This is a genomic window from Vibrio sp. V15_P4S5T153 (assembly GCF_963874485.1).
In the GTDB taxonomy this organism is placed as follows: domain Bacteria; phylum Pseudomonadota; class Gammaproteobacteria; order Enterobacterales; family Vibrionaceae; genus Vibrio; species Vibrio anguillarum.
The window spans coordinates 15,720-37,949 of sequence record NZ_CAWNHR010000024.1 but is presented as its reverse complement, the minus strand read 5'-3'; the positions used below and the strand labels follow the sequence as shown (position 1 = coordinate 37,949).

At 47.7% G+C, this 22,230-nt stretch carries 22 protein-coding genes; 8 read left to right on the top strand and 14 right to left on the bottom strand.

Annotated features, from left to right (window positions below; all coding sequences use genetic code 11):
• The first annotated feature begins 191 nt into the window (after positions 1-191).
• On the top strand, positions 192-2,522 hold the full coding sequence (locus AACT42_RS24660) for a Tex family protein (protein ID WP_088728565.1): 2,331 nt from the start codon (positions 192-194) through the stop codon (positions 2,520-2,522).
• A gap of 149 nt (positions 2,523-2,671) precedes the next feature.
• Here AACT42_RS24660 and AACT42_RS24655 read toward each other — a convergent pair whose 3' ends face one another.
• The gene (locus AACT42_RS24655) at positions 2,672-3,142 is read right to left on the bottom strand and encodes a hypothetical protein (protein WP_026027513.1); all 471 of its coding nucleotides are present in this window, start codon (positions 3,140-3,142) and stop codon (positions 2,672-2,674) included.
• A gap of 267 nt (positions 3,143-3,409) precedes the next feature.
• The gene (gene bioH, locus AACT42_RS24650) at positions 3,410-4,174 is read right to left on the bottom strand and encodes a pimeloyl-ACP methyl ester esterase BioH (RefSeq protein ID WP_038148688.1); all 765 of its coding nucleotides are present in this window, start codon (positions 4,172-4,174) and stop codon (positions 3,410-3,412) included.
• Positions 4,175-4,320: 146 nt separating this feature from the next.
• On the opposite strand from bioH, the gene AACT42_RS24645 reads away from it, so the two are divergent.
• The 4 genes from AACT42_RS24645 (at position 4,321) to cysQ (ending at position 7,262) form a co-directional block, all read left to right on the top strand.
• Positions 4,321-5,022: an amidophosphoribosyltransferase gene (locus AACT42_RS24645; protein WP_019282843.1), complete on the top strand. Its 702-nt coding sequence runs from the start codon at positions 4,321-4,323 to the stop codon at positions 5,020-5,022.
• 99 nt (positions 5,023-5,121) lie between these two features.
• Positions 5,122-5,709 carry a Fe-S biogenesis protein NfuA gene (nfuA, locus tag AACT42_RS24640; RefSeq protein ID WP_013855425.1) on the top strand — a complete coding sequence of 196 codons (588 nt, stop codon included), beginning with the start codon at positions 5,122-5,124 and terminating at the stop codon, positions 5,707-5,709.
• 155 nt (positions 5,710-5,864) lie between these two features.
• Complete coding sequence (gene nudE, locus AACT42_RS24635) at positions 5,865-6,410, top strand: ADP compounds hydrolase NudE (RefSeq protein ID WP_010319312.1); 546 nt, start codon at positions 5,865-5,867, stop codon at positions 6,408-6,410.
• Between the two features lie 24 nt (positions 6,411-6,434).
• On the top strand, positions 6,435-7,262 hold the full coding sequence (cysQ, locus tag AACT42_RS24630; RefSeq protein ID WP_010319313.1) for a 3'(2'),5'-bisphosphate nucleotidase CysQ: 828 nt from the start codon (positions 6,435-6,437) through the stop codon (positions 7,260-7,262).
• Positions 7,263-7,342: 80 nt separating this feature from the next.
• Here the strand turns inward: cysQ and AACT42_RS24625 are convergent, their stop codons facing one another.
• The 12 genes from AACT42_RS24625 to gspC are packed head-to-tail and all read right to left on the bottom strand — an operon-like array spanning position 7,343 to position 18,569.
• Positions 7,343-8,101 (bottom strand): type II secretion system protein N, encoded by a 759-nt coding sequence (locus AACT42_RS24625; protein WP_017043523.1) that lies wholly within the window; start codon positions 8,099-8,101, stop codon positions 7,343-7,345.
• A complete protein-coding gene (locus AACT42_RS24620) occupies positions 8,098-8,595 on the bottom strand; it encodes a type II secretion system protein M (protein WP_013855429.1) in 498 nt (165 codons plus the stop codon). Before AACT42_RS24620 ends, AACT42_RS24625 begins: the two co-directional genes overlap by 4 nt.
• A gap of 10 nt (positions 8,596-8,605) precedes the next feature.
• Positions 8,606-9,817, bottom strand: a complete 1,212-nt coding sequence (gspL, locus tag AACT42_RS24615; protein WP_017049386.1) for a type II secretion system protein GspL — start codon at positions 9,815-9,817, stop codon at positions 8,606-8,608.
• Entirely contained in the window at positions 9,786-10,805 is a 1,020-nt protein-coding gene (gene gspK / locus AACT42_RS24610) for a type II secretion system minor pseudopilin GspK (RefSeq protein WP_017048718.1), read from the bottom strand. Before gspK ends, gspL begins: the two co-directional genes overlap by 32 nt.
• Positions 10,792-11,445: a type II secretion system minor pseudopilin GspJ gene (gspJ, locus tag AACT42_RS24605; protein WP_094134142.1), complete on the bottom strand. Its 654-nt coding sequence runs from the start codon at positions 11,443-11,445 to the stop codon at positions 10,792-10,794. The genes gspK and gspJ overlap by 14 nt, the downstream gene beginning before the upstream one ends.
• On the bottom strand, positions 11,432-11,794 hold the full coding sequence (gene gspI, locus AACT42_RS24600) for a type II secretion system minor pseudopilin GspI (RefSeq protein WP_013855433.1): 363 nt from the start codon (positions 11,792-11,794) through the stop codon (positions 11,432-11,434). The genes gspJ and gspI overlap by 14 nt, the downstream gene beginning before the upstream one ends.
• Positions 11,778-12,356: a type II secretion system minor pseudopilin GspH gene (gene gspH, locus AACT42_RS24595; protein ID WP_094134143.1), complete on the bottom strand. Its 579-nt coding sequence runs from the start codon at positions 12,354-12,356 to the stop codon at positions 11,778-11,780. Before gspH ends, gspI begins: the two co-directional genes overlap by 17 nt.
• A gap of 34 nt (positions 12,357-12,390) precedes the next feature.
• Positions 12,391-12,834: a type II secretion system major pseudopilin GspG gene (gene gspG, locus AACT42_RS24590; protein ID WP_010319321.1), complete on the bottom strand. Its 444-nt coding sequence runs from the start codon at positions 12,832-12,834 to the stop codon at positions 12,391-12,393.
• Positions 12,835-12,884: 50 nt separating this feature from the next.
• Complete coding sequence (gspF, locus tag AACT42_RS24585) at positions 12,885-14,105, bottom strand: type II secretion system inner membrane protein GspF (RefSeq protein WP_017045694.1); 1,221 nt, start codon at positions 14,103-14,105, stop codon at positions 12,885-12,887.
• A complete protein-coding gene (gspE, locus tag AACT42_RS24580) occupies positions 14,105-15,604 on the bottom strand; it encodes a type II secretion system ATPase GspE (protein ID WP_019282846.1) in 1,500 nt (499 codons plus the stop codon). The genes gspF and gspE overlap by 1 nt, the downstream gene beginning before the upstream one ends.
• A complete protein-coding gene (gene gspD / locus AACT42_RS24575; RefSeq protein ID WP_094134144.1) occupies positions 15,601-17,634 on the bottom strand; it encodes a type II secretion system secretin GspD in 2,034 nt (677 codons plus the stop codon). Before gspD ends, gspE begins: the two co-directional genes overlap by 4 nt.
• Positions 17,635-17,672: 38 nt before the next feature.
• Positions 17,673-18,569 (bottom strand): type II secretion system protein GspC, encoded by an 897-nt coding sequence (gene gspC, locus AACT42_RS24570; RefSeq protein WP_237666812.1) that lies wholly within the window; start codon positions 18,567-18,569, stop codon positions 17,673-17,675.
• A gap of 337 nt (positions 18,570-18,906) precedes the next feature.
• On the opposite strand from gspC, the gene hslR reads away from it, so the two are divergent.
• From hslR to pckA, 3 genes are all read left to right on the top strand, one after another.
• Positions 18,907-19,293 carry a ribosome-associated heat shock protein Hsp15 gene (hslR, locus tag AACT42_RS24565; protein WP_094134146.1) on the top strand — a complete coding sequence of 129 codons (387 nt, stop codon included), beginning with the start codon at positions 18,907-18,909 and terminating at the stop codon, positions 19,291-19,293.
• 31 nt (positions 19,294-19,324) lie between these two features.
• On the top strand, positions 19,325-20,200 hold the full coding sequence (hslO, locus tag AACT42_RS24560; protein WP_013855441.1) for an Hsp33 family molecular chaperone HslO: 876 nt from the start codon (positions 19,325-19,327) through the stop codon (positions 20,198-20,200).
• Between the two features lie 337 nt (positions 20,201-20,537).
• The gene (gene pckA / locus AACT42_RS24555) at positions 20,538-22,166 is read left to right on the top strand and encodes a phosphoenolpyruvate carboxykinase (ATP) (RefSeq protein WP_013855443.1); all 1,629 of its coding nucleotides are present in this window, start codon (positions 20,538-20,540) and stop codon (positions 22,164-22,166) included.
• Positions 22,167-22,230: the final 64 nt, after the last annotated feature.

The window sequence follows — 22,230 nt, the reverse complement described above, 5'->3', positions numbered from 1 at the left end:
CAACGCTGAAAAATGACATCAAAATCACACGCGTTACGTGACCTCTTTGGCACAATCGGGTAGAAGGTTATCTCACTAATCTCATAACAGCGCGCCGTTAGACTAGAAATAAGTCTAACGTGCCCCAATAGTTACCCTATTCAAACCACCCTGAGTGGTGGTGCTACTGAACTACAAAAGAGAAACCACGGATGAGCCAAGCTATCTGCAAATTGATCGCACAAGAGCTAAATGTGCGTCTTGAGCAAGTGACAGCGACTGTCACACTTATTGATGACGGAAACACCGTTCCTTTTATCGCCCGTTACCGTAAAGAGGTCACGGGTGGGCTAGACGACACCCAACTGCGTACCTTAGACAGCCGTTTATCCTATCTGCGCGAACTCGATGATCGCCGCCAAACCATTCTGAAATCGATTCAAGAACAAGGCAAGCTCAGCGCTGAGCTAGCACAAGAGATCAACCAAGCAGATAGTAAAACTCGCCTTGAAGATCTCTATTTGCCCTACAAACCTAAGCGTCGTACTAAAGGTCAAATTGCGATTGAAGCAGGGCTTGAACCCCTGGCAGACAAGCTGTGGAATGAAGCGCAAACCGACCCTGAAACCGAGGCCGCACACTATGTGAACACCGAGAAAGGGATCAGTGATATCAAAGCAGCACTGGACGGTGCACGCGCCATTATCATGGAACGCATTGCTGAAGATGCCAACCTGCTGGACAAAGTGCGCCGCCATTTGACGCGCAGTGCCGAATTGGTCTCTCGCGTGGTCGAAGGCAAAGAGCAAGCAGGGGAGAAATTTAAAGATTACTTCGCGCATAATGAAACGCTCAGTAAAGTGCCTTCACACCGCGCATTGGCCATGCTTCGCGGCCGCAATGAAGGCTTTTTAAGCTTGAGCATGAATGCCGACCCAGAGCAAGAAGAGGGCGTGCGCCAATCGTATTGCGAAACGCTGATTGCACAACACTATGGCATTCACTTAAGCAGCGCCCCTGCCGATGGGTGGCGCAAACAAGTGATCAGTTGGGCGTGGCGCATTAAAGTATCAATGCACATGGAAACCGAACTGATGGGCACAATGAAAGAGCGTGCCGAAATCGAAGCGATTGAAGTGTTTGCCACCAACTTAAAAGATTTGTTGATGGCCGCACCAGCTGGCCCACGCGCCACTCTCGGCTTAGATCCTGGTTTGCGAACGGGTTCGAAAATTGCGGTAGTGGACGCCACGGGTAAAGTACTGGCAACTGAGACGATTTATCCGCATCAACCGCATAACCAACATGACAAATCAGCGAAAATTGTTGAGCAGTTGGTACGCCAATTTAACGTCGATTTGATTGCGATTGGCAACGGTACCGCATCGCGCGAAACCGATACTTTTGTCGCCGATGTCATTAAGCGCGGCAACCTGAAAGTGCAGAAAATCATTGTTAGCGAAGCAGGGGCCTCGGTCTACTCAGCCTCTGAGTTGGCGGCCAAAGAGTTCCCCAATATGGATGTGTCGCTACGCGGCGCGGTGTCGATTGCTCGCCGCCTGCAAGATCCACTTGCCGAGCTGGTGAAAATCGATCCGAAATCGATCGGTGTGGGCCAATACCAACACGATGTCAGCCAGTCGATGCTCGCCAAACGCTTAGATGCGATTGTTGAAGACTGCGTCAACGCAGTGGGCGTGGATGTGAATACCGCCTCTGCCGCGCTGTTAACACGCGTGGCCGGCTTGTCTAACGCACTGGCGCAAAACATCGTTGATTATCGGGATGAAAATGGACGCTTCGCCTCACGCGCTACACTGAAAAAAGTCGCGCGCTTAGGGCCAAAAGCATTTGAGCAATGTGCGGGCTTCTTACGCATTATGGATGGAAAAAATCCACTCGATGCCTCTTCGGTTCACCCAGAAGCGTATCCAGTGGTGAAAGCCATCGCCGAAAAAAACAGCAAAGAGATCAAAGCACTGATCGGCAATAGTGAATTTTTGCGCAATTTACACGCCGTCGATTACACCGACGAGCATTTTGGCCTACCGACTGTCACTGACATCATCAAAGAGCTCGATAAACCGGGCCGCGATCCACGCCCTGAGTTTAAGACCGCGACCTTTGCTGACGGCGTGACTGAAATGAAAGATCTGGAAATTGGGATGATTTTGGAAGGCGTGGTATCGAATGTGGCCAACTTTGGTGCTTTTGTTGATATTGGCGTTCACCAAGATGGCTTAGTGCATATCTCTGCGCTGACTGATCGTTTCATTGCCGACCCGCGTGAAGTGGTGAAAGCGGGCGACATAGTCAAAGTCAAAGTAATGGAAGTCGATGTGCAGCGAAAACGCATTGCTCTCTCGATGCGCTTAAACGATGAGCCGGGGCAAGATAACCGCAGCCAACGCTCTGGCTCTACAAGTGGCAACACGCGTTCGCATCAAAACGGTGGCCAACCGCAACGCCGTCGTGAAGAGCCACAACAAAACGCGGCAATGGGTGGAGCTTTCGCCGCCGCCTTTGCTAAAGCGAAAAAATAGCGGCGATGCGTAACTTACTGGATAAACGAATCACAGTGAAAAGCACCTAACCACGTCGCTCATATCAGAGCCGCAAAAAACACAAATCCCCACTGCGGCCAATGCCTAAGTGGGGATTTTATTTATCGCGATAAGTCGCATTCATCGACCTACAACACCGCAATCACTTCAGAAGGCGTATTGGGTGCAACCGCGTGACCATAATAGTACTTAATTACAGTTCGCCGGCGCGCCATTTTGCCTTCGGTTATCGCAGCATCAATAATGTGTTTAGGTAACCTAAACCGCATCGTATAGCTTTTACCTTGATCCTTGCTGTAGGTGGCGAGAGCGAGCAAGTCAAACAGCCTTTCGAGCTCGCTTTTCTGCTCCTCTTGATAAGAAGTCGATGTTTCGTATTCGGTGCCAACCTCATAGCTTGGATGCTCTGAAGGGTCCCATGACGACTGTTTTCGTCTTTTATCATCCGCCTTTACCTTACGCTCAGCGTTGGTTTTAGCCAGTTCGACGGTTGGCATCACAGGGGCGCGGATCCGATTGTCACGCGCGGCCTGTTCCGTTTGCACATTAACCGATGGGGCGATAAGTGGCACACTTACGTTCGTTGGTGACACCATCATAGCCGAAACCTCCTCAGTATCGCCCGCCCCGATAGACCTGCTTTCGCTCAGCACTACTGGGTTAGACTTTATATCGACCAGATTGCTCAAACTTTTAGCAAATTTATTTTTAATTTAACATTTGCACCCAACGGCTTGACGTTTCAGGACGCTACAGATAAAGACAGCAAGCGGGCGAATCCCCATGAGAGAGATCAACGATGTGATTGAGGTGAGCCAACACAGCTATAGCTTTAAGTAGAAAAACATTGCATGGGTATCAATGCCTTAACGTGCAAAGGCGATGAGCTGCTGGCAAAAATCGTCCAGTTCAGTGATGAACGGTGCGTGGGAGGAATTGCCAAAAATGTACTGCTCGCTATTGGGCAAGGTTTTTTGCAACTCTTGCGCCACCTTAACCGGCACCAAACCATCAAGCCGACCATATAGACGAAGCATGGGAATCGAGAGTGCTGTCAACGGCTGGCGCAAATCCACCTCCGCCAACATGACCAAACCCGCTAACAACGATTGTGGGTTCGGCGCGGGCCGTGATAACACCGCTTGTTTTAGGTATTTGACATCTTGCTTTGCCTGAGGGCTACCCATCGCTTGCAGCGCCATAAAGCGCTCAACAGTAGCCTGAAAATCGTCCATTAACTGTTCAGTAAAGGCACTGAGCACTTGAGGGAGAATACCACGCCACGGTTTCTGTGCCGCAAATTTGGGAGAGCTCGCCACAGTGACCAATTTGCTCACATAACTTGGGTGATGCAGTGCCATATGAGTCGCCACTAACCCACCCAAAGACCAACCGACCCAAATGGCTTGTTTAGGCGCTTGCATGATTAGCGCTTGCGCGATCTCTTCTAGATCAGCGGCGTGGCTAGCGGCGCTGTGACCATAACCAGGCAAATCAACCACGTGCACACGAAAATGTCCTTTAAGCACATCGACCGCTTGCTGCCATACTGCACCATTCATCCCCCAACCGTGCACCAAGACAAGATCATCGCCCTCGCCTGAGGCTTGCCAATATAACGCTGTGGCCATGCTCACAAATTCTCCCACTAAATTCACACTTCTTCGCTGAAAAAATACCGATCATACACTCACTGACTTGAAATCACGGTCAACACAAAGACTGATTCAAGTTGCAAGAGTATAACCATACTTCGTTTCACAGCTTTGGTTGAGTTATGTTATCGCATTGGGTTCAAAAAACCATCACTCGCTTGGTAAGCCGTCAGTGTCTACTGTGTCGTTTACCGATTGAAACTCATCAAACTGGGGCTTGGTGTAAGACCTGCCTAACCTATTTTGCACCACAACCTCGCTGCCAACAATGCGGCCTGCCAACGCTTATTACCGTGCCTCAATGTGGGCAATGTTTAGCGAATCCTCCGCCTTGGCAACGCCTATACTGTGTCGGCGACTATATTTTTCCGCTCAGTCACACCATTCATCAACTCAAATATGAAGGTCAATTTTGGCAATCTCGCCATTTGAGTGCCTTACTGACGCCACGTATCGACACTCCCGCCCCGCTCATCACTAGCGTTCCGTTGCACTGGCAACGGCGCTTAAAACGCGGCTTCAATCAAAGTGCGCTACTTGCCTCTCAATTAAGTCAACAACTGGGGGCTAGCTGCGATAACCAGTTGATCAAACGCAATCGCGCAACACCCCAGCAGCAAGGGCTTTCTAAATTACAGCGCAAACAAAATCTCAAACATGCATTCACACTACGGCACCTTCCCACGCACAAGCACATTGCACTTGTTGATGATGTAGTGACCACGGGCAGCACCGTGCAGCAAATCTGTCAATTACTGCTTGAAGTCGGTGTCGAAAGGATTGATATTTACTGCATATGCCGCACTCCTGAACCTAAAGATTAACCAACACGGTTTTATTTAGCGCGTAAAAAGGACTGGATCCGCCGTGTTTCAGGAGTAGAATGGCAAGTAATAACCTATAAATTTACTCAGGTATTCGTCGTGTCAAATTCTATTATTATTACCGAAACAGCCCAAACCCATTTCGGCAAGTTGCTTGGGCAACAGCCTGATGGTACTAACATCCGAGTTTTTGTAGTCAATCCAGGCACTCAAAATGCAGAGTGTGGCGTCTCTTACTGCCCACCCGAGGCAGTGGAAGCGACTGATACTGAAATTGCCTTTGAAGGTTTTTCTGCGTATGTCGATGAACTGAGCTTGCCGTTTTTAGAAGACGCAGAGATCGATTTCGTCACTGATAAAATGGGTTCACAACTGACACTTAAAGCTCCGAATGCGAAGATGCGTAAAGTGTCTGATGACGCAAGCCTGATTGAACGTGTGGAATATGCGATTCAAACTCAAGTCAACCCGCAGTTAGCTGGCCATGGTGGCCATGTCAGCTTGGTTGAAATCACCGAAGATGGTATTGCGATTGTCGCCTTTGGTGGCGGCTGTAACGGTTGTTCAATGGTCGATGTCACCCTCAAAGAAGGCATTGAAAAAGAACTGCTTCAACAATTTGAAGGCGAATTAACCGCGGTGCGCGATGCCACTGAACATGATCGTGGTGAGCACTCTTACTACTAGTGACCCGCTAGATACGTGGATTACAGAAAAACGAAGCCGAGATGAGATTCTCGGCTTTTTTATACTTAAAATCATTTGCCGCGCTCAAGTCCTTTTCAATTAAGGTCATTTTCTCATATAGTTAGAAAAGTCATTTGCCTTACGGGAATTAGTGTATGCCAACCAAAAAACTGCCCGAAATTTTAGCCCAAAGAACGGCAGCTCAATCGACCCTGTTTACCATCGAATCATTAGATTTACGCTTTTCTAACGGCGAACAGCGCACCTATGAACGAATGAAACCGAGCGGCCGGCATGCAGTCATGATGGTGCCAGTAACGGCACAAGGAGATTTACTGCTGGTTCGAGAGTATGCCGCTGGCACTGAACGCTATGAGCTCGGATTCCCTAAGGGTTTGATTGACCAAGGAGAAAGCCCGCAACAAGCAGCAAATCGTGAACTCAAAGAAGAAATTGGTTTTGGCGCAAGCACCTTAACCCCCTTAAAAGAAGTGGTACTTGCCCCCTCTTACTTTTCGAGCAAAATGACACTCTTCTTAGCACAAGATCTATACTCAGAAGTAATGGAAGGCGATGAACCCGAACCTTTAGAGGTCATTCGCTGGCCTCTGGCCCAAGCAGAAGAGCTACTGACTCACCTCGATTTCTGTGAAGCCCGAAGCATTACCGCACTACTGCTTGCTCTGCGCAGCCTAAAATAACAAAGTAGAGCTATAGGATTGATGATGCCAACAGCCAATAATTTATCTTACTTACTGCCTGACGTAATTGAAATCGCTCGCTCTGCCGGGCAATTGATTCTCGATATCTACGAAAAGAAAAACTACGAAGCGTTCACCAAAAGTGACCACACCCCTGTCACCAGTGCCGATCTTGCTGCGCATAAACTGATCTGCGAACGACTGAGTGAACTCACGCCAGATATTCCTGTTTTGTCGGAAGAGGCGGCGGACATTAGCCTAGAAAAACGCAGCCAATGGCAGCGCTACTGGTTGGTTGACCCGCTTGATGGTACGCAAGAGTTTATTGCGCGCAGTGGTGACTTTGCCACCATTATCGCACTGATCGAAGAAAACCAACCAGTGATGGGCGTCGTCTATGGGCCCGTTTCTGGCGTGACCTACTACGCCTACGCAGGCAAAGGCGCATGGAAGATCCCCGACATGTCTGAAAGCTTGCGTATTGAAACACACAAGCACGAAACCGTTGGGCAATCCATCGCGATTGCGATCAGTCGCCGCCAAGATATTAACCGTATTACAAGTTGCATGAGCAGCGCATGGAATTATGAGCTAGTGCCGCTGGGCTCGGCAGCGCTGAAAGCGTGTTTAGTCGCAGAAGGTGCTGTCGACTGCTATTTGCGCCTCGGCCCAACCGGTGAATGGGATACCGCCGCCACGCAATGCATCGTAGAAGAGGCGGGCGGACGCATCCTCAACACGCAACTGCAACCGCTGTCCTACAATGAGCGTGAAACGTTAGAAAACCCCAACTTTATTGTGTTAGGGGATGCTGATTTGCCTTGGAATACCATTTTACAAGTCAAACCATAACGGCCATTACCAATAAAAATGCCGATCAATAGACTCAGCATTTTTATTGGGGTATGAAATGATTACGGTTAAAAAACCAATCAAAGCTGGCCTTGATAATTAAACTGATATTTACCTTGGTTGTCTGGCGCTCCAATCCACTGTAATTGCTCCGCCATTTCGGGTGGGAATTGCGCTTCAGGTTTAAACCACGCTTTCGCACTGTAACTCATATCTGGTTGCAGCTGCAGGGCAAATTCACTGCTCATTTGCTCACTGTTTTGCTGACCGTTCAATGTCATCTGATTGCTTTGACATTGCAGATCTGCCACTACCGGACCAAGCGAGAGCTCTCCTAAAGGTGAGTCAACTCGGCCATGAGTCCACGCAAGTGAGCCTTCGGCAGATTCACACCACGGGCTATCATAGCGGTAATGGTTCAGGGACAACTCGACTTGCCCCTGAAAAGTCACTGGTACAGGCAGCGGAAACAGCGTCGCTAATTTATTAGCCGCGACAGAAACCACAACCTTGTCCGCATAAGGGCCAGAAAACCCCAGACCAAGATTGCCTTTGCCACGAACTCCCATATCACTACCGCGTCCAAAGCGTACCGCCACTTCAAACTTGGCCATCAGCAGTTGTGATACTTGGATGTCCCAGTTGAGATCGCCGACATTTTGCCCTTGCCAAAAGAGTTGCTGAGCACTACCAGACCACACCGTACCGTCAACACCAGTGACACGCATGACTTCGGAAGAGGAGAGTTGATTCATCACCAAGGAAGCCGGAATATGCGCGACCACACTGATGAGAAAAACCATTACAAGGAACCCGCTATAGAGCAATTTCTTTTTCACTCACCACCTCGCTTCAGTTGTAAGCGTTTTACTTCGACAACGCCACTTTGCTGAGCACGGTTGATGTCCATAAACTCGACATCGACACCTTGCTGCTCTTTTAGAAAGGCAAGCCAATCCACCAATTTAGAGAAAGGAAGTGGTTGTATCCAAACCTGCATCATTTCATCACGCGGTTGAATACGAATAAGCTCAATTTGAAAACGCTGCACACTTGATGAGATGACTTGATTGAGCGGTTGCGTCGTTGCCACCCCACCACCTTGTGCGCGCAATTGAGTAATGGCATCGGCCTTATCCGTCACCCAATTAAGCAATTGTCTTTCACTGATAATCCGGGCTTGCGCAAGCTCGGTTTTCTGATTAAGTGGCGCTAAAATGCCCCAATAAATGATCGCAACCACACACAGCGACACACCACCTAACAGTAATTTCTGTTCACGAGGGGAAAAGGCCGCCCATCGTTGTTGAAGTGCACTCAGGCTATTTTTCATGTCACTAACCTCACTGGCTTTTCAGTATGAAGGTACCATTAACTACAGAACCCGAGCGGTTTAACTGCCCTTGCTCAACCACAAACTGCTTTTCCAATTTAAGGCGCGCTTGTTCAAAGCTTTCAAAATCATTACTTTGAACTTCAAGGCGAATTTCACCCCGATTGCCATCATATTTAACACTTTGCAACTGCATGTTCGGTACGCTGCCGATACTGCTGGGCAACTTCGACAACCACTCCAACATCGAACCATTGGCTTCACCGCCAGAGAGTCGAGCCGCTTCATCATTCATCAGTCTTTTCAGGTAACTGATGGTGGGTATTTTCTGTTTATCAGGGAAAACCGCGCGAAAAACACGTTCACTCTCCGCTCGATAAGCATCGGCTTGCGCTTCGTAGTGCCCTGCTTGCAAAAGATGGTGGCTGGTTGAAATTACAATCAACACCGCGGCCGCTAATGCGCATTTTTGCCATACTTGCCAATGCTTCAAAAACGAGGACTTGGTTTTAAAACTTCCCGTCAGTAAAGTCACTTTGCTCGCTATTGCTTGCTGAGTCAGCAACGCCATGACTAAATGAGGCTCGGCCTGTTGCCAATGTTGCCCTTCAGCCAATGTCAGCTCAGGGAGCGGGGTATACGCCTCTAGCGGTAAATAGTGCCCCTCTTGCTTGACCCATTCTGAAGCACTAAACAGCGTTAACCACTGCGGTTCAATGCTCACCCCTAAATACTCACCTTTACGGATTAACCATTCTTGGCCGATCTGCAGTGCCGACAACCCCTCTGATGCAGGGATAGCCAACACATCCGGTAATACCTTTTTCACGTCAAAACCCGCGGCTTTGAGCTCATCTAAGCGGGTACGCAACCAAGCACGATCCACCCCGACAACGTAAGCAGTGGAAGCGGTTTTATGCAAAATTGAAAAATGCAGCTCATCCACATCTTGTGCGATCTCATCTTCGATTAGATAAGGCAACATTGACTCTAAGCGACGAGCCGCCCCTGATGGAATCGCGACCTCAGTGAGAACTAAATCACTGGCAGCGAGCAGCACAATCGTGGCGCGTTCAGCCGCATAGCTAGAGAGCTGAGATAGCTGCTCCCATCCGGATATTTCACCGCTGGCAATCACTTCTTGCTGCTGTGTTGACCACACCAGCCAAGGTATTTCAGCGTCTTGTTGACTACTCAGCCGAACGGTCAGAAACTCGCTCACTGATCCCTCCAAAGCGACGGCGTATGACCGTTGCGGTTTCTCTATTATCACTAAACAATAAACTGCGAATACGAACTCGCGAGTCATCAACCAAGATTTGAGCATCCAGTTCAAAATAAGCACTATCGACAGCTAGGTACTGTTTCGCCTCTTCTTTCACTTTGCTCTCCACAGCAGCCAATGCGGCCTCTGCGAGAAAATTGTCTACCGAAGCCCAACCATCAAATGGTCGGCTCTCGAGTAAGTTTTTTGCATCCCCTTCACTTAAGTGCGGGCTGAACATCGCCACCAATAACTTGGCATGATCAGGTTCCAAGGTATTGATATTCAAACGCCAATCATCAGTGGGGAGAGTACAGATATAAGGCGCTATTTTATTCATTACATCACCGCTCACCTGCTGAACCGCGCGCAACTCACTGTTATCCGCAAGTAAACTATTCGCCGCCAGATAAGCAGGAGACATTGATTCATACTGGCTGTCTTCTACGCCATAAGAGGACTGCACATCTGAATCGCCATCAATATACTCCCAAGCCGAATCGGCAATCACTTCGGCTTGATAGCTGTCGACCTCAAGCTCTTCCAATAACCGTTGCAACACTTGCACTAAATAGGGTTTTTCGACACTCCCTGCCGCAGGTCTGGCTCTCGAGAGTACATTCAGGTTAAAACAAGCCTGTTTATCAAGGATGCGCCCTTTCAAAGTGCCGTAATCCAATGGATACGTTTGCTCTTTCATCGCCCAAGGTTGACTTAAGTTAATCGTTTCGTTGTCTTTGTAGCTCTGCTCGATAGCAACTTTGGCTAAAGCTTCACTACCCACACTATACCAATAGGCTTGCTGGTAACTAATTTGATTATTCGCTCTTTGAAACTGTGTGAATAAACGCTCGGACATGGTTGCGGCAATCGACACCATAATCGCCAACAACAGCAAGATAACGATTAACGCCACACCGCGTTGGGCTCGATTAGGGTGCGCCATTATTATCAGCCTCTTTATTGGTCGAATTGATGCCACCACCAGCAGTAAGGTAGATACGCTCAATCTCGCCATAATCTTTCAGCGCCAATTTCACGGCCACCGCCTGTGGGATTTTCAAGGCATCAATCCACTCTTCACTCCATTTATCTTGGTTATAAAAGCGCAGCGATAGTGACTCAACATCATGTAACAATGGCGTGATGATCCCTTCTTGCCCTGCAGGAGTATCAGGATAACGCCACCATATACGCTCTAACACGCCCTCTTTAATTCGGTAGCCGACCTTAGTGACTTCCCCGCGTGGAAATTGCTGCTGTGGGTTATGCCAACCTAATCGAGCAAACAGCACTCCTTTTTGATCGGAGTCGAGCAAGTACTCTTTCCAAATCAGCATCTGTTGACTTGGCTCTTCACCATTGGTGCGAAATTGACGCGTTGCCATCTGCCGAAAATCGCCATCCATTAACACCATGGCGCGCTGCAATTCGTTCAAACGTTGGCTACGTTGGGCTGAAATCTCATTACTGCGCTGGACTTGGTTCAATACTTGGTAAGCACCAACGCTCAAACTAGCGAAAATCGCAATCGCCACCAGCACTTCAATCAGGGTAAAGCCTTTGTTCCGTTTATTTGGCGACATAACTTCTCACTGTCACCAAAGGTGATCCTTCTTTTTCACTAGCCACGCTGACATCAAAAGCTTTCAATAAATTATCCGCAGTGGGTACTAAAGTGACTTTCCAATACCAGGTTCGGCCCGCCAATACTTCACTGCCATTTTTCGCTTGTACGTTTTTAGGAGTAAGCATCACTTGCGCCATCTGGTTATCGACCACCATGGCGGCAAACGCTTTTTCTTCCAAATAACTCACGGTATTGATGTGTTGGCTGACCGAACGGATCACACTGATGGAAGCGGTGGCAAAAATAGCCAGCGCCACCAAGACTTCTAACAGCGTCATCGCTTTTTGTTTACCCATCGATCGCATCTCCCGGAGCGAACAGCGTGATTTCCCCGTTTTCTTTCACTACCACTCGCCAGCCTTGCTCTGCATCTTGCTGATTAAGATGGATGCTCAGGACAAAAGGGGTCAACTCACCACTGGATAAAATAAACACTTGTGGTGGTAGCTGCTTTTTCTGTTCGTTTTCATCAGCAAACTTATCGTCATCAAACAGACTGCCCGGTTTGAAGAGTCGATCATCGTTTTTCCATGCACTTCCTCCCAGCTCAAACTGGAGAGATAACCCCTCAGGCAGTTGGAGCTGTGAAGCCATTTTCTTGCTCTCTAGCGGCTGCCATCCCTTGTCCTCCACCGATAGGAAAACCAGATGCGATTTTTTTTCATCGACCCGCAAACCAAAATCTTTGCCACTGAGAATGGCTTCTTCATTGCTCAGTTGTAGACGCTGATAAAGGCTCATCGCGTACTGTTTCGCATCATCGTTGTTCGTGCTAGGTAGCGTCGATATAACGGCCACAGCACTGAGCGAGAGCAGCACGAGCACCAGCAGTATTTCGAGTAGGGTAAAACCGCGTTGAGATAGCATCAGATAAATGGGGCGGCTAAGGCCGCCCTCTCTCTTATTGGAAATCTTGCATGTTCCAGTTGCCTATGTCGGCACTGGCGCCTTCGCCGCCTTCTTGACCATCAGCACCCAGCGTGAAGATATCAATCGTACCGTTATCACCAGGGCTTAAGTATTGATAAGGGTTGCCCCAAGGGTCATTTGGCAAACGGCGAATATAACCGTTATCGCGGTAGTTGCGTGGCTCAGGATTCGACGGCTTGGTCACTAGCGCTTCTAAGCCTTGATCTGTCGTTGGGTACACGCTGTTGTCTAATTTATACATATCCAACGCATTTTCGAGTGCGACAATATCGGTAATCGCTTTTTGTTGGTCAGCTTTTTCTTTATTACCGAGCAAATTAGGCACCACAAAACTCGCCAAAATACCCAAAATAACTACAACCACCATCACTTCAAGCAAAGTAAAGCCCGACTGTTTATTTGTTTTTGTTCTCATTCCAATCTCCAACATAGTTTGGTCGTTATCATTGCAGAATTCAGTCATGATCAACGACTCATTAAATTATTCATTTCTAAAATCGGCATCAAGGTCGCCATCACGATAAACAGTACCAACCCAGCCATCAATGCAATCAGTGCCGGGGTAAAAATACCTAATGCGATGTTGACCGTCGATTCAAAACTCGCGTCTTGGTTATCGGCCGAGCGCGTCAGCATACTTTCGAGCTCACCACTTTGTTCACCACTGGCGATCATATGCAGCATCATCGGTGGAAATAACTTGGTTTGCTCAAGCGCTTTACGCAAGCTCGACCCTTCGCGAACATTGTCAGCCGCCAACAACACTTGTTGCTTAACGTATTTATTGGACATCACATCCACCGCCACACGCATCCCATCCAAAATAGGAATCGCACTGGAGGTACAAATCGACAAAGTTCGCGCAAAACGCGCAGTATTGAGACCGCGAGTGATTTTGCCAATCAACGGCATGCCGATGATTTTTTTATCCCACTTCAACCGCAAGTTCGGCTTGCTTAGCAACCATCGGACGAGATAAATCAAGATCACCAATAGCACCAGCAATTGGACACCCCAATGCTGGATAAAATCACTTGAGGAGAGTAAAAATTGAGTCGACTTCGGTAATTCTTGCCCCATTTGGACAAATTGTCCGACGATTTTAGGCACCACAGCCGCCAGCAAAAAAGCCACAATACACACCGCGAACACCACCAACACCACTGGATAAATCATCGCTTGTTGTAACTTGGAACGCATTTTTTGGCGATTTTCAGCATAGTCCGCTAAACGCTCAAGCACCGAATCCAAATGGCCTGATTTTTCGCCCGCTTCAACCATCGAACGAAACAGGTCATCAAAGATATGTGGATAATCACCTAAGCTGTCTGACAAGGTATAACCCTCAGTCACTTTGGAACGAACAGCGGCCAACATGGTGCGAATACGCGGCTTTTCCGATTGTTCAGATACCGCTTTCAAACACTCTTCCAGTGGCATGCCTGACTGCACTAAAGTGGATAACTGGCGAGTAATGAGCGCTAAATCCGGTGTACTGATACCGCGCTTAAAACTCAAAGGCGATTGCTCACGCTGAGCCGCTTTCGCTTGCGTCTCAATGAGTTCAATCGGTATAAGCCCTTGCTCTTTTAAGCGCTGGCGAACCTGCCGAGCATGGTCCCCCTCAATAACACCCTTTTTTTGTTTGCCTTTGGCGTCGAGCGCTTTATATTCAAATGCCGCCATTATGCTTCCTTCGTCACTCGCATCACTTCTTCAAGTGAGGTAATGCCTTTCAGCACTTTATCGAGCCCGTCATCACGAATGCTCGGTGTTTTCGCCCGCACCGCTTTTTCAATTGCTTGCTCTCCGGCTTCGCTATGAATTAAGGCTTGTACCTCATCATCAATCAGCAACAATTCATGTATACCCGTTCGGCCTCGATACCCTTTATGATTACATTTGTCACAGCCCTTCGGACGATACAGTGTCAGCGACTCTTTTTTCTTACAATTGAACAGTTTTTTCTGCTCATTGTCTGCTTGGTAGGCCTCTTTGCAATCGGGACATAAGGTACGCACTAAGCGTTGTGCCAATACGCCAAGCAGCGATGATGAGATCAAAAAGGGTTCAATTCCCATATCGCGCAAACGTGTTATCGCACCGATGGCGGTATTGGTGTGCAACGTCGACATCACCAAGTGCCCGGTTAAAGACGCTTGCACCGCAATCTGCGCGGTTTCTAAATCACGAATTTCCCCAACCATGACCACATCCGGGTCTTGACGCAAAATAGCACGCAATCCTCGTGCAAAAGTCATGTCCACTTTAGGATTGACTTGAGTTTGGCCGATACCATCAATATCGAACTCAATCGGGTCTTCCACGGTTAAAATATTACGCTCGTTGCTGTTGAGTTCTTGCAGGCCAGCGTACAAGGTGGTGGATTTTCCTGAACCGGTTGGGCCCGTCACCAAAATAATGCCATGCGGTCGTTTGATTAATTGACGGAAGCTTTCATGGTTGGCGGCCGTCATTCCTAGACTGTGCAGATCTAAGCGCGTGGCGTTTTTATCTAGCAAACGCATCACCACACGCTCACCGTGAGACGAAGGCATGGTGGACACGCGAACATCGACCGCTCGGCCGCCAATGCGTAATGAAATGCGTCCATCTTGTGGTACACGTTTTTCAGCGATATCAAGCTTAGCCATTACTTTGACGCGTGAAACCAGCAACGGCGCTAATTTACGACTCGGCGCTAACACTTCACGCAGTACCCCATCGACACGAAAACGAATCGACAAGATTTTCTCAAAGGTTTCAATATGAATATCCGACGCGCCCTCTTTGATCGCTTCGCCAAGCATGGCGTTGATCAATTTGATGATGGGCGCATCGTTTTCTGACTCTAACAAATCTTCATTTTGCGGCAGCTCTTCGGCTAATGAGAAGAAATCATCACTGTCAGCACCGATATCTTCCATTAATTGTCGCGCTTCTGACGAGTCTCGTTGGTAAGCTTGGGTCAGCTTACTTTCAAATTCGGCCAGTGAAATTTCAACCAAGTTGAGCGGCTGTTTCACGACTCGTTTCACTTCGACTAATGATTCGATAGCCAGCGGAGCGACATAAAATAACGTCGGCAGCTCGTTGTCTTCTACCAGCTCTAATACCAATTTAAAACGATTGGCAAAGCTAAACGGTAAACGACGGTAGTGAGGTTGCGACAAAACTTCGGTCATTGCTGTTTTTCCATTTGTTCGATAAAGGCTTGTACTTCCGCAGAATGAGTACGGTCATCACCAAACTTAGGCAGCACAGGAATATTGTCGTTCGCCATCAACTTCAAACCGCGATCAGCGTTATAGAGCTGCTCAGCACGAATGTAGTTGTACTTACGCTGAGTGATGCCATCGGCCGTCATGCCATCACGAATGATGGTCGGCTTAATAAAGACCATCAGGTTTTTCTTCTCAACTTGGGTACTGGTCGATTTGAACAAATAGCCTAAAACCGGTATATCGCCTAATAGTGGGACTTTGGATTCACTTTCGACCGCGCGCTCATCAATCAACCCCCCCAGCACTAACATTTGCCCGTCTTGAATGATGACCGATGTATTTAATTGACGCTTTGCAAAACGGACATCGACGGCACCATTCGCTCCTAATACGTTGGATACCTCTTGTTCAATTTTCAGTTGAACTGAGTCGCCTTCGTTGATTTGTGGTACCACTTTCAGCTTGATACCGACCTCTTTGCGTTCTACGGTTTGGAAAGGATTATCGTTATTTGCGCCCGCGCTCGAACCTGTCAAAACAGGCACCTCTTCGCCCACGATGAAGGAGGCTTCTTCATTGTCCATCACGGTAATACTCGGTGATGACAAGATGTTCGAGTTGGAGTCACTCGACACGGCGCTGATCAGCGCGGTCCAGTCGCCCATCACTAAGCTCATGGCTGCACCATTGACCGCACCGAGCGCTGACGCCAAAGTAGAGTAATCCCCTTTCTTCGTTGTTTCTTCGTAGTATTTTATTTCGCCTGTTGAGCTATCTCGAATCGGTTTTTTCTCAACGCTATCTTTGGCTTCTTCTAAACCAATCATTACCTTACCGATTGGCGCGCCCGCGTTGCCATACTGAATCACAGAGCCGTTGTCGAGTGAGCCCCATTGCACGCCTAAGTTGATGCCATCCCCTTCAGCCATTTCAACAATCAGCGCTTCAATCAATACCTGAGCGCGACGAATATCCAACTGCGCAACCACATCTTCTAGCTCTTTCATGATGTCTTGTGGGGCGGTAACAATTAACGAATTGGTCGGCGCATGTGCTGAAATCATCACTTCTGTGCGTTGTGAACTTTGCCCCGTTTTTTGCCCAGACTGTTTTTCAGCCTGCAAGTTGTCAGACACCCCTTTCAGCACATCAACCAAATCTTCCGCTTTCGCATTCTTAAGATAAATGACGCGGTTGTTGCCTCTGGTCGCCATCTCGACATCAAGCTGAGTGATCAATCGCTTTAGGCGTGCACGAACTTTAGGATCACCTGAGATCAAAATCGAATTGGTACGATCATCGGCCACCAGCTTAGGTTGCAAAAACTCTGGGGTATTTTTGGCATCCGTGGTTTTGTTTAATGCCTCCACAATACGCACCATTTCAGCGGCAGATGCATTACTCAGTTCCACCACTTCGATGTCTTTGTCACCGGCTTGGTCAACTCGTTTGATGATATCGGCTAAACGGTTGACGACCGCAGCACGACCTGTAATCAAAATGATGTTCGCCGGATCATAATGCACTACGTTGCCCGCTCCTGCGTTATCGATCAACTGGCGCAGCAAAGGTGAAAGCTCTCGTACCGAAACATTCCGCACCGCAACAACGCGCGTGATCACGCTATCACCGTTCTCTTTTCCTTCATCGCCAACCACAGGAATCGCAGACGTTTTGGCATCTTTCGACTTGATCACTTTGAGCACGCCGTTGTCCATCTCCACCACGGCAAAACCATACACTTCCAATACATTCAAAAAGAAGCTGTAGTATTGCTCTTCATTAAGCGTGTCATAGCTGCGGACATCGACCTTCCCCCGAACGGAAGGATCAACAATGATTGTTTTTTCAAGATTACGGCCCACGATATTGATGAATTCTTGAATATCGGTGCCTTTAAAGCTGGCACTAAAATCGTTTGCCATAACTAACGGCGATGACAACAAGCCACCCATCAATAACCATGTCGTTTTGTTTAACCAATGCTTCACGTCTTACTCCCTAAACTCATGCTCATGCATCAGTCTGTCTAAAATTGGATATAAATGTCATGGGATTGCCCGTCTCTTTCGACTGTTAAGTTCATTTCGGTTAACTCAGAGACTGACTGAAAAATCTTATTCATGGCATCCGGGTCCGTTAAATCCTGACCGTTTAACGCGATTGCGACATCGCCATCTTGTAGCCCTACCGACTCAAATAACTCAGGAGATTGCCCAGGGCTCACTCGGTATCCCAGCACTTTGTCATCACGTTTCACTTGCGACAGGCGTACATATTTAAAGATTTCTTGCGGATTGCTGGCAATAGCGGCGCGAATGTCATCCAACTTTTCTTCTGCAGACGCTGGGTTATTACCACGTACATTCGATGTAACAACGCGCTCAGGCGTTGCCACACTCGGTTTATGATAGTCAATTCCATCCAACATCAAGGTTTCATCGCGCCCTGAGTTATCAATAATAACGCGATCATTGAACACCGCTTTCAATTTGACACGGGTTCCTTCAATGACTTCGTTAACACCATAGGTCGATTGACTGCCACGATTTGCGATTACCGCTAGACTCTTACTCGGTTCATTGCTCGCCACCACTCCAACCAATAATAAGCTAAGGCTGGTTTTAGGTGCATCTTTGACCACAGGCTGTGCGGCTTCGACCTTCTGCTCGCTATAGCGACCAAATAAACTTCCTTGTTGTAAAGAAGAGAGATCAAGCGAACGCGCCGCATTCGGCGTTGATGCGATTGCTCTTGGAGACCAAGGCGTTATATCAACCGCGTTTTGCTGAATCAGCCACACCATTTTTCCTAGAATCCAAGCCGACGTGACCAGCAATACTAAGGTAAGAAATTGGCTGATTTGTTTCTGCCATTGCGGTATTTTTTGTAGCAAACCTGCTTGCCATAAGCGAGATGAGGTCATACTGCTAAAATCGATTCGCCTCAAAAGATGTCCTTACTGATATTTTCTTACTTCAACCATGATATTTCACATTCATGAGCCGTTAGCCAGACGAAAACCGGCGGATTGGCCTCAAACTATACTTCCATTTCATTTAAACTATGCTTCCATTTAAATGGAACAGATACATAAGACCGCGAAGATCGCGCTACAAAAACACATTAATATATCATAGGAGACATTCTCGTCATTTTTACTGACATTATTTTGTCGGGTAGCTTGAAAATCTGGAACCAAAACACCATTGTAAAGGCCATAAAACGTACAAGACTAACTCCCTTTGAGGCACATTTGTAGTATGAGTTCTGCGACAGAGCAAATAAGATTGGATAAATGGCTATGGGCAGCACGATTTTATAAAACGCGGTCGATCGCACGCAGTATGGTCGATGGTGGTAAAGTCCATTATAATGGCCAACGCACCAAGCCAAGTAAAATTGTCGAGCTTGGGGCAACGATTACCTTGCGCCAAGGCCAAGAAGAGAAAATCGTCACTGTGATCAATCTGTTAGGGCAAAGGCGCTGCGCGCCAGAAGCACAAACCCTGTATTCGGAAACCGCAGCAAGCATCGCCAAACGTGCCCATCATGCCGAGCAACGTAAGCTCAACGCACACAACCCAAGCCCCGAACGCAGACCAGACAAAAAAGAGCGTCGTGACATCATTAAATTTAAACATCAATAAAAGCTGGACCATGTTCCGAGGAAATAGCTAAATGGCAAATAACATTTTAAATCGCTACTTATTTGAAGATCTATCCGTACGTGGCGAGTTGGTACAATTAGACGACGCGTATCAACACATCCTTTCGAGCCAGGAATATCCAGCCCCAGTACAAAAACTTTTGGGCGAACTGCTCGTCGCAACGACCTTGCTAACCGCAACGCTGAAGTTTGAAGGCTCAATTACCATGCAATTGCAAGGCAATGGCCCAGTTTCCTTAGTCGTTATCAATGGTGATAATGAACAGAAAGTGCGTGGTGTCGCACGCTGGAAAGGCGATATTGCCGATGATGCCGACCTACACACTTTGATGGGTAAAGGTCATTTAGTTATCACTATCGAGCCCAAGAAAGGCGAGCGCTACCAAGGTGTGGTCGGTTTAGAGGGTGATAACTTAGTGGAAGTGCTGGAAGGTTACTTCATCCGCTCTGAACAGTTGAAAACACGCCTTTGGATACGCATTGGTACGCAAGATGGAAAAGCCTGTGCCGCTGGCATGTTACTGCAAACTATTCCAGATGGAACGGGTACGCCCGATGATTTTGAGCACTTAGAGCAGTTAACTAACACCGTAAAAAACGAAGAGCTGTTCACCTTAGAAGCCACTGATCTGTTGTATCGCCTGTATAACCAAGAGAAAGTTCAGTTGTTCACCCCACAACCCGTGGAATTCCATTGTGGTTGTTCACGTGAACGCAGTGGGGCGGCCATCATCACAATAGGGAAAGAGGAAATTTACGACATTTTATCGTCTGAAGGATCCGTTTCTTTACATTGTGATTACTGTGGCACCAACTACTCATTTGAAGAGGCTGAGATCGCAACACTCTACGCACAAGCCTCCTCAGGAAGCGACACAATTCATTAATTTGCATGAATTAACAAGCACGAAGAAAACGTATCAGAGCCAGCTTTACGCTGGCTTTTTTTGTGATCAAAACCCAGTAAAATCAAGCCTTAAACAAACAGAATGGCGTACTTATTTTTTTAAAAGTATTAATCTTATTGATCTAGCGCAAAGGTTTGCGTACGCGATAAAATAGTTGCGCCAATATGTGACGGGACACCTAAAACCACAGGAGTGTCATGGGCAATTTTTGAACTGTGTCCCTGTTTTATCCCCCACCCGTTGCTAGCATGGTGAGCAGATAACAATTACAAACATTATTACAAAATCCCTACAAAATCTCTTACAAGGAGCACCTATGACCGTTATGGAACATACAAAGGCTGCACAACTAGACCTGACCAAATACGGAATAACCAACGTAGTCGAAGTGGTTCGCAACCCAAGCTATGAACTGTTATTTGCCGAGGAAACTCGCCCAGACCTTGAAGGCTACGAAAAAGGCGTCGTCACTGAACTTGGCGCTGTTGCCGTTGATACTGGCATTTTTACAGGCCGCTCACCAAAAGATAAATTCATTGTCAAAGATGACACCACACGCGATACCCTATGGTGGACATCTGAACAAGCGAAAAACGATAACAAACCGATTAACCAAGAAGTATGGAATGATCTAAAAGCACTAGTGGGTCGTCAACTATCCGCTAAACGTCTATTCGTTCTTGACGGTTACTGTGGTGCCAACGCAGATACGCGCCTTTGCGTGCGCTTCATTACTGAAGTGGCGTGGCAAGCGCACTTCGTCAAAAACATGTTCATTCGCCCAACAGAAGAAGAGCTAGCTAACTTCGAACCTGATTTTGTGGTCATGAATGGTGCCAAATGCACCAATGACAAATGGCAAGAGCAAGGCCTGAACTCAGAAAACTTCACTGTGTTTAACTTAACGGAAAAAATGCAGTTGATCGGCGGTACTTGGTACGGCGGTGAAATGAAGAAAGGGATGTTCGCAATGATGAACTACTTCCTTCCACTGCAAGGTATTGCTTCAATGCACTGTTCAGCCAACATGGCTAAAGATGGCGATGTGGCGATTTTCTTTGGCCTATCTGGCACAGGAAAAACCACACTCTCTACCGATCCAAAACGCGCGTTAATCGGCGATGACGAGCACGGCTGGGATGATGATGGTGTCTTTAACTTTGAAGGAGGTTGCTACGCGAAAACCATCAAGCTCTCCAAAGAAGCCGAGCCTGACATCTACAACGCGATCCGCCGTGATGCGCTACTGGAAAACGTCACAGTACGTAGCGATGGTTCGATTGACTTTGATGATGGTTCTAAAACCGAGAATACTCGTGTTTCTTATCCTATCTACCACATCGAAAACATCGTTAAGCCTGTATCGAAAGGTGGTCACGCCAATAAAGTGATCTTCCTATCTGCGGATGCATTTGGTGTGCTTCCACCAGTCTCTAAATTGACTCCAGAACAAACCAAGTATCACTTCTTGTCTGGCTTTACGGCAAAACTAGCGGGTACTGAACGTGGCATCACCGAACCAACACCAACCTTCTCAGCCTGTTTTGGCGCAGCGTTTTTAACGCTCCACCCAACACAATATGCCGAAGTGCTGGTAAAACGTATGGAAGCAGCTGGTGCTGAAGCTTATCTAGTCAACACTGGTTGGAACGGCAGCGGTAAACGCATCTCGATTCAAGATACCCGCGCCATCATTGACGCTATCTTAGATGGTTCGATTGAGAAGGCAGCAACCAAGCATATTCCAATCTTCAATCTTGAAGTACCAACCTCACTACCTGGTGTGAACCCAACCATTCTCGACCCACGCGATACTTACGTGGATCCTCTACAATGGACAAGCAAAGCTGAAGATCTCGCCTCGCGCTTTATCAATAACTTTGCCAAGTATACTGATAACGCAGAAGGTAAAGCATTAGTGGCCGCAGGCCCACAACTCGACTAAAACTGATAAGTCAGTAGCAAGCCCCTTTGATAAGGGGCTTTTTTTGTTGCTGCGTGAGGTAATT